At 65.0% G+C, this 5983-nt stretch carries 6 protein-coding genes; 4 read left to right on the top strand and 2 right to left on the bottom strand.

From position 1 onward, the window contains the following. Together Q0693_RS08475 and metG are read left to right on the top strand one after the other, a co-directional pair. Positions 1–162, top strand: a 162-nt coding sequence (locus Q0693_RS08475; RefSeq protein ID WP_298630713.1) for a ribose-5-phosphate isomerase A, incomplete at its 5' end; no start/stop codon positions are given. Positions 163–319: 157 nt separating this feature from the next. Beyond that, positions 320–2194, top strand: a complete 1875-nt coding sequence (gene metG, locus Q0693_RS08470; RefSeq protein WP_298630710.1) for a methionine--tRNA ligase — start codon at positions 320–322, stop codon at positions 2192–2194. Positions 2195–2286: 92 nt separating this feature from the next. Here the strand turns inward: metG and Q0693_RS08465 are convergent, their stop codons facing one another. Beyond that, entirely contained in the window at positions 2287–3612 is a 1326-nt protein-coding gene (locus tag Q0693_RS08465; protein WP_298630708.1) for a S41 family peptidase, read from the bottom strand. Positions 3613–3689: 77 nt separating this feature from the next. Between Q0693_RS08465 and ftsE the strand changes: the two genes are divergently transcribed. Together ftsE and raiA are read left to right on the top strand one after the other, a co-directional pair. Further along, on the top strand, positions 3690–4418 hold the full coding sequence (gene ftsE, locus Q0693_RS08460; RefSeq protein ID WP_298630706.1) for a cell division ATP-binding protein FtsE: 729 nt from the start codon (positions 3690–3692) through the stop codon (positions 4416–4418). Further along, positions 4415–4975: a ribosome-associated translation inhibitor RaiA gene (raiA, locus tag Q0693_RS08455; protein WP_243030380.1), complete on the top strand. Its 561-nt coding sequence runs from the start codon at positions 4415–4417 to the stop codon at positions 4973–4975. Before ftsE ends, raiA begins: the two co-directional genes overlap by 4 nt. 9 nt (positions 4976–4984) lie before the next feature. On the opposite strand, the gene Q0693_RS08450 is transcribed toward raiA, so the two are convergent. Continuing rightward, positions 4985–5983: peptidoglycan DD-metalloendopeptidase family protein (locus Q0693_RS08450; protein WP_298630704.1), on the bottom strand; the 999-nt coding region annotated here is incomplete at its 5' end.

The raw sequence follows: 5983 nt of genomic DNA, 5'->3' as shown, positions 1-5983 counted from the left end.
CACTTGATCGCCGATGTGCGCTTTGGTCCCATCGGGGACCCTGGGGGCCTCCATAGGGCCCTTCTGGAGATTCCGGGGGTGGTGGAGACGGGTCTTTTCGTGGGCTTGGCCACCCGGGCCCTGGTGGCGGGGCCCATGGGGATAGAGGAACTGGTGCCTTAAGGCCCGGCCTTCTGGGTGGTCTCCGGTTTGGGGGATGGATTTTGTGCCGGGACTGGGCGCCGGTGTAGAATCATGGCCATGAAGGGGATGCCTCACCCCTAGGGCGGGGAAGCCTTTCCCGCCCGGGGCGCATGCCCCGGTTTTTCTTGGAGGAGGGATGGAAAAGGTTTTTTACATCACCACCCCCATCTACTACGTGAATGCGGAACCCCACCTGGGCCACGCCTACACCACCGTGGTGGCGGACTTCCTGGCCCGCTGGCACCGGTTGGATGGATACCGGACCTTTTTCCTCACCGGCACCGACGAGCATGGGGAAACCGTCTACCGGGCGGCCCTGAAGGCGGGGGAGGAGCCCCAGGCCTTTGTGGACCGGGTCTCCCAGCGCTTCCGCAAGGCTTGGGAGCTTTTGGGCATCGCCTACGACGATTTCATCCGTACCACGGAGGAGCGGCATAAGCGGGTGGTGCAGCGGGTCTTACAGAAGGTCTACGAGGCGGGGGACATCTACTACGGGGAGTACGAGGGGCTTTACTGCGTAAGCTGCGAGCGCTTCTACACGGAAAAGGAGCTTCAAGGGGATCTTTGCCCCATCCACGCCCGCCCCGTGGAGCGGAGACGGGAAGGGAACTACTTCTTCCGCATGGAGAAGTACCGGGAGTGGCTCATTGACTACCTCCAGACCCACCCCGACCTCATCCGGCCCGAGGGGTACCGGAACGAGGTGCTTTCCATGCTCTCCGAGCCCATCGGGGATCTCTCCATCTCCCGGCCCAAGGCCCGCGTACCTTGGGGCATCCCCCTGCCCTGGGATGAGGCCCACGTGACCTACGTGTGGTTTGACGCCCTCCTCAACTACGTTTCCGCCCTGGGCTACCCCGAGGACCCCCGCTACGCCACCTTCTGGCCCCAGGCCTGGCACCTGATCGGCAAGGACATCCTGAAGCCCCATGCGGTCTTCTGGCCCACCATGCTGAAGGCGGCGGGGATTCCCATGTACCGGCACCTGAACGTGGGAGGGTTTCTGCTGGGGCCGGATGGCCGCAAGATGAGCAAAACCCTGGGGAACGTGGTGGACCCCTTTGCCCTTACGGAGAAGTACGGCCGGGATGCCGTGCGCTATTACCTTTTGCGGGAGATTCCTTATGGCCAGGATACACCGGTGAGCGAGGAGGCCTTGAAGGCTAGGTACGAGGCGGATCTGGCCGACGACCTGGGCAACCTTCTCCAGCGCACCCGGGCCATGCTCTTTCGTTTCGCTGAGGGACGCATTCCCGAGCCGGTTTCTGGGGAGGAGCTGGAGGAGGGCACGCGCCTTGCGGGACGCCTCAGGGGTCTGGTGCGGGAGCTTCGCTTCCACGTGGCCCTCGAGGAGACCATGGCCTACGTGAAGGCCATAAACCGCTACATCAACGAGAAGCGTCCCTGGGAGCTATTCAAGGAGGATCCCCAGGAGGCTAGGGCGGCGCTCTACCGGGTGGTGGAGGGCCTGAGGATCGCCTCCATCCTCCTTACCCCGGCCATGCCGGACAAGATGGCCGAGCTGCGCCGGGCCTTGGGCCTGAAGGAGGAGGTGAGCCTCGAGGAGGCGGAGCGCTGGGGCCTGGCGGAACCCCTTCCCCTTCCCCAGGAGGCGGGGGTTCTCTTTCCCAAGGAAGTCCCAAGGGGGGAGGCCAGGGGAGGCAAAATGGAGGGCACAAAGGAGGATCGCTTCATTGGCATGGAGGATTTCGCCAAGGTGGAGCTTAGGGTGGCCCAGGTGGTGGCGGCGGAAAAGCACCCCAATGCCGATAGACTCCTGGTGCTTAGGCTCTCCCTGGGGAACGAGGAGCGCACCGTGGTTTCCGGCATCGCCCAGTGGTACCGCCCCGAGGACCTGGTGGGGAAAAAGGTGGTGGTGGTGGCCAACCTCAAGCCTGCCAGGCTCCGGGGCGTGGAGAGCCAGGGGATGATCCTTGCGGCATCCGAGGGGGATAGGCTGGCCCTGGTCACGGTGGAGGGGGAGATTCCCCCAGGGGCGTTGGTGAAATAAAGAGGGGTGGGGATGGTGGGGCTCCACCTTGGCCTGTCAGGGTGGGGTGGTCTAGGGGGCCGGAGAAAACCCGGCCCCTTGGCCTTTCCCGGCTAGCGGGTGGCGTTCAGCTCCTCCAAGGCCCGCTTGAGGATGGCGTCTTCTTCCAGGTTCAAAACCGCCTGCCCCCGCTCCTCGGGCAAGGGCCGCTGGCGCTGGGGTTCGGCGTAGGTGAACTTGCCCTCGGCATCGGCCTTGACCTTCACCGTCTTCCCGTTTAGGGTCACGGTGACCTCAGCCCCGGGAGGCGCCCCGGCCCCTTGCAGGGAGAAGGGGGTGGGGAAACGGGTGTCCTTGACCTCTATGTCGGGCTTCAGCCCCTGCTTGTTAATGGCCCGGCGCTTAGGGGTGAGCCATTCAAAGGTGACCAGGGTGAGCTCACCGCCGTTGGCCAGGGTGTAGGGGGTCTGGCCCACGCCCTTGCCGAAGGTTTTTTCCCCGATAACCTTGGCCCGGCCGTAGTCCTGCAGGGCCCCGGCCACGATCTCGCTGGCGGAAGCCGAGTTCCCGTTCACCAGGACCACCATGGGCCCATCCCAAAGGGGCTTCCCCGAGGCCTCGCACCAGACCCGGGTGAGGTTCTTGGTGCGGGTGTAGACGATGGGGCCTTCCTTCAAGAAGGCGCTGGCCACCGCACACCCCTGGTCCAGGAGGCCGCCCCCGTTATCCCGGAGGTCAAAGATGAGCTTCTTGATGCCCTGGGCCTTGAGCCCGTCTATGGCCTTCTTAAGCTGGTCCTCCACCTTGAAGTTGCCGAAGGTCTCCAGGGCCACATAGCCCACGTCCCCGATCCTGCCCGTGGAAACCGAGATGATCTCCACCTTTTCCCGGATGAGCTCAAAAACCAGGGGGGCGGGGGTCCCTTCCCGGCGCACCTTGATGGTGACCTTGGTTCCCTCCCGGCCCCGGATCCGGGCCACCACCTCCAAAAGGGGAAGACCCGTGACGTCCTCTCCGTCCACCTCGAGGATCACATCCCCGGCCCGCATCCCCGCCCGCTGGGCAGGCAGGCCCTTCATCACCCCTTCAATCTTGGCCCCGGTGCCGTCGGGATTGGCGGGGGAGAGGGTGGCCCCTATGCCGAAGAACTCGCCCCTTAGATCCTCCTGGCGGACGCTGGCCCGCTGGGGGGGAGAGTAGCTGGTAAAGGGGTCCTTAAGGGCGGAGACCATGCCCCCGATGGCCCCTTCCAGGAGGGCGTTGAGCTTATCGCGGGGGAGGTTTTCCAGGTAGTCCTGTTGGATCCTTTGGTAGACCTCCAACAGGGCCTGGCCGTTGGGGTTTTGCAGGAGGTTTTCCGCCTGGGGCCTTGGAAGCTGAGCGTATACCAGGGCCAGGACCACCCCGAGCCCTGCAATGAACCACGCGCGTTTTTTCATCTCTTCCCTCACCTAAGCTCCACTATAACGCCCCACCATGAGAAACAACCGTGGCCTGTCTTCCGTATAGTAAGGGCATGATCGCCTTCCACCGGGTGGGCCTGGAATACCCCCGCACGGGGACCAAGGCGCTGTACAACGTGAGCCTTGAGGTCAGGAAGGGGGAGTTCGTCTACGTGGTGGGCCACTCGGGGGCGGGGAAGTCCACCTTGCTTTCCCTGATCCTGCGCCGGCTCCTTCCCACCCAAGGAACGGTGTACTTTGGCGGACAGAACCTGAAGCTTCTCAAGGGGGACCAGGTGGCCCTTCACCGCCGCCGGATCGGCATGGTGTTCCAGGACCACCGCCTCCTTTCCGACATGACGGTGGAGGAGAACCTGGCCTTTGTGCTCCAGGTGCAAGGGATTCCCCCCAGGGAGTGGGGGGAGCGCATCGCCACGGCCCTGCGACGGGTGGGGCTTTCCCACAAGAAAAGGGCCTTTCCCGAGGAGCTTTCCGTGGGCGAGGCCCAGCGGGTGGCCATAGCCCGGGCCTTGCTCCTGGACCCCCCGGTGATCCTGGCGGACGAGCCCACGGGGAACCTGGACCCCGAAAACGCCCTGCAGGTACTGGATATCCTTAAGGCCGCCCACGGAAGGGGGGCCACGGTGCTGGTGGCCACCCATAGCCGCGAGCTCTTGGAGGCCTACCCGGCCCGGGTGGTGGTGTTGAAGGCGGGCCAGGTGGTGCGGGACGAACGTCCTGGGGAAGGTGGTAGCATAAGGGTAAGGGAAAGCCCTGACCGGGGCGGAAAGGAGGGTGTATGAACGTCTACAAACTCATCGGTCGCAACCTGGAGATCACCGACGCCATTCGGGACTACGTGGAAAGGAAGCTTTCCCGCCTGGACCGCTACCAGAATGGGGAGCTCATGGCCAAGGTGGTTCTTTCCTTGGCCGGCAGCAACCACGTGGCCCGCAAGGCCAAGGCCGAGGTGCAGGTGGACCTCCCCGGGGGGCTCGTTAGGGTGGAGGAGGAGGACCCTGACCTTTATGCGGCCATCGACCGCATGGTGGACCGGCTGGAAACCCAACTGAAGCGCTACAAGGAGCGGCGTTTCGTGGGCAAGCGGCACACCTACCAGGGGCCGCCACCTCCCGAGGTACGGGACCTCGAGGCCCTGCGCAAGCCCGAGGAGGAGGAAGGTCCCAGGATTGTCCGGGTCAAGCGCTTTGAGATGAAGCCCATGGACCCCGAGGAGGCCGCCTTCCAGATGGAGGCCTTGGGCCATGACTTCTTCGTGTTCCGTAACGCCAAGACCGACGAGATCAACGTCATCTACCGCCGCAAGGACGGCAACTACGGGCTTATTGAGCCCGCATAGCCAAGGTCTTCAGTAGTAGGCGGAGGGATCCACGAAGCGGGTCTCTCCGCCTAGGCGTACCGCCACCCTGAACTCCACTTCCTCCGGGCGGATGAGGAGGCCGCCTCCCGTGTAGCCCAGAAGCTGTCCGCGTTGCACCCTCTGGCCTTCCTGCACCAAGGGTTCTTGCAGGTTGGTGTAGACGGTGGAAAGGGTTTCCGTGTGCACCAGCATCACCGTGTAGCCCAGGTTGGGCAGGTAGAGGATCCCGGCCACGTACCCGTCGGCGGCAGCCTGTACCGGGCTTCCCGGGGCGGGGCCCTGGATCACCTGGAAAGGCCCTTCCTGCCCATAGGGCACCAGGATTCTGCCTCCGGGCACGGGAAAGGCCAGCCGGCCCACGGTGGCGGGCAAGGGGGGAGGGGGTACCACCACGCTGGCCTGGCGGGGTGAGGGTGGGGTGGCCGCCTGGCGGCGCTCGGCCTCCAGCCTCCTCCTCTCCTCCTCCTGCCTTCGCCGCTCCTCCTCCTGGCGCTTAAGCTCCAAGAGGCGTTGCCGTTCCGCCAGCACCCTGGCCTGGAGGGCGGCCAGCTGGGCTTGCAGGCGTTGCCGTTCCGTCAGGGCCTCCCGGAGAAGGGCCCTTTTGCCCTGCGCCTCCTGCCTTAGGCTGGCGAGGGTGGCCTCCAGCTCCCCCTTTTGCCCCTCGAGGGCCCTTTGGGTCTGGCCCAGGGCCTTCTCCTTGGCGGTGAGGTCGGCGAGGAGGAGGCCTAAGCGCTCCCGCTCTTCCCTTAGGGCCTTCAAGGTGGCCTGAAGGGTACGGACCAGCTCCGCATCCCGCTCCGAGATGTACCCCACCCAGCGGGCCCGCACCGCCAGGTCGGTGAAGGACTGGGCCCGGAGGAGGGGGAGGTAGCGGCCAGCCCTTTCCCGGTGCAGGCTTCGCATCAGGGCCTGGAGCCGCTCCTTTAGGTTTTCCAGGTCCCTTTCCAGCTTGGCGATACGCCCTTCCGTCTGGCCGATTTCCTCCTT

Origin of the sequence: uncultured Thermus sp. (assembly GCF_938010445.1) — a bacterium.
GTDB classification, from domain to species: Bacteria; Deinococcota; Deinococci; order Deinococcales; family Thermaceae; genus Thermus; species Thermus altitudinis.
Note: the sequence above shows the minus strand (reverse complement) of the source record. Positions and strands in the feature narration are given on the sequence as shown.